The sequence below is a fragment of the Cetobacterium sp. genome (genome assembly GCF_048470075.1).
Classification (GTDB): Bacteria; Fusobacteriota; Fusobacteriia; order Fusobacteriales; family Fusobacteriaceae; genus Cetobacterium_A.
Genome location: NZ_DBGBQB010000056.1, coordinates 1 through 1,648, shown reverse-complemented (window position 1 = coordinate 1,648; position 1,648 = coordinate 1). Strand labels below are relative to the sequence as shown.

The window sequence follows — 1,648 nt, the reverse complement described above, 5'->3', positions numbered from 1 at the left end:
TTGTAAAAGTATATACATATATACCATAATTTTCAGCACCTAATCTTTTTGTGATATAGGGAAGAGTCACTAAAGGAACTATTAAATTTAAGAGTTGATAGCTAAATTGATACAAATAATTCTTCAAGCTTTTCATTTAATAGTCCTCCAAAGTATTTTTAAATTTAGAATATGCTTTTTCCCAAGTAAACTTCTGGATAAATTTATTTCCGTTTTCTGCCAATGTTACTCTTAACTCTTTATTTTTTATTAATTTTATTATATTTTCACTTAATTTTTCAAAATTACCACTAGGTGATAATAACCCTGTTTCATTATCTTTTACCATCTCATTATATCCATTGACATTTGTACAAGCTACTGCACAACCGCATTGCATTGCTTCAGAAACTGTCAATCCCCACCCTTCACCATAGCTTGTTCCTAAATAAATTGAAGACTCATTATAAAGTTTTCTTAATAATTTTTGATCTGGAGTTTGATAATACTCTATATACTCAGGTAAATTTTCAGGTTTTTTAGGAGTTCCAAAAAGTTTTACTTTTAAATCTGAAATTTCATTTTTTACTTTCTCTAAAGCTTTTAAGCCTATTTCAGATCCTTTCCATTCAGATTCGTGGTATAGCATTATTATTTGATTTGTTATCTTTTTTTCTATACTAATATCTAAATTAAATTTTTCAAAATCCAAACCATTGTATACTAGTTCACACTTTTCTCCTATTGAATTAGAAATTTCTCTTAACCATTCTGCTATAACTATTTTTTTCATATCATACTGCCAAGTTTCTAATACTTCTTCTTTAGAAAAATACCAATCCTCAAAGTGTTGAATCAAATAAAACTTCTTTCCTTTCATCAGAGAATAACTTTTTACATATTCTGCTGTTTCACAAGCCGTAGCAAATACAAAATCTGCATTGGGAATATATTTTTCTTCAAGGGATGGAATCCATCTAATATTAATTTTTTTATTCAAAGGAAACCAATCATACGGTTCATATTTTTTACCTAATAAATAATAAAGATATTTTATGATACCTTTTAATTTTCCTTTCATGCCTTGATCTTTCCATAAAAGAGATGCTGGAAAGACCAAGTTTACCCTATACCCATCTAAATGAAGTCTATTGGCATATTCAAATACAACTTTATACCCACCTATTGGTTTAGAACTGTTTCCTGGCAATACAAAAGTTACACTCTTCATTACTCCCCCCCTTTAGCTATGAACTGTTTTTTTAGATACTTCCTCTACCCACTCTTGATTATCTAAATACCATCTAATTGTTTTTTCTATTCCCACTGTAAATGGTGTTTCAGGATACCAACCTAGTTCTGTTACTATCTTAGTTGGATCAATAGCATATCTCGCATCATGCCCTAATCTATCTTGTACATAAGTTATTAAATCATAGTTTATACTATTTAAATCTGTAGTTAAAACTCTTTGGTACTCTGGTTCCTCTTTCATAATTCTAGCTATTGTATCTATTGTTAGTTTGACTATATTGATATTTTGCTCCTCATTAAATCCACCAATATTATAGATTTCATGTGGTTTAGCATTAGATATCACCATATCTATTCCTTTACAGTGATCCGTTACATACAGCCAATCTCTAACATTATCTCCTTTGCCATATAC

The 1,648-nt window shown here is 29.2% G+C and carries 2 protein-coding genes; both read right to left on the bottom strand.

From position 1 onward, the window contains the following. Nucleotides 1-136: 136 nt before the first annotated feature. Complete coding sequence (locus ACMOUI_RS01935; protein ID WP_418964063.1) at nt 137-1,210, bottom strand: glycosyltransferase family 4 protein; 1,074 nt, start codon at nt 1,208-1,210, stop codon at nt 137-139. A gap of 12 nt (nt 1,211-1,222) precedes the next feature. Then, nucleotides 1,223-1,648, bottom strand: a 426-nt coding sequence (locus ACMOUI_RS01930; protein ID WP_418964062.1) for a GDP-mannose 4,6-dehydratase, incomplete at its 5' end; no start/stop codon positions are given.

Bases quoted from the DNA above. Each gene is read 5' to 3' on its own strand.
- ACMOUI_RS01935 (WP_418964063.1), bottom strand. From the start codon at position 1,210: ATGAAGAGTGTAACTTTTGTATTGCCAGGAAACAGTTCTAAACCAATA.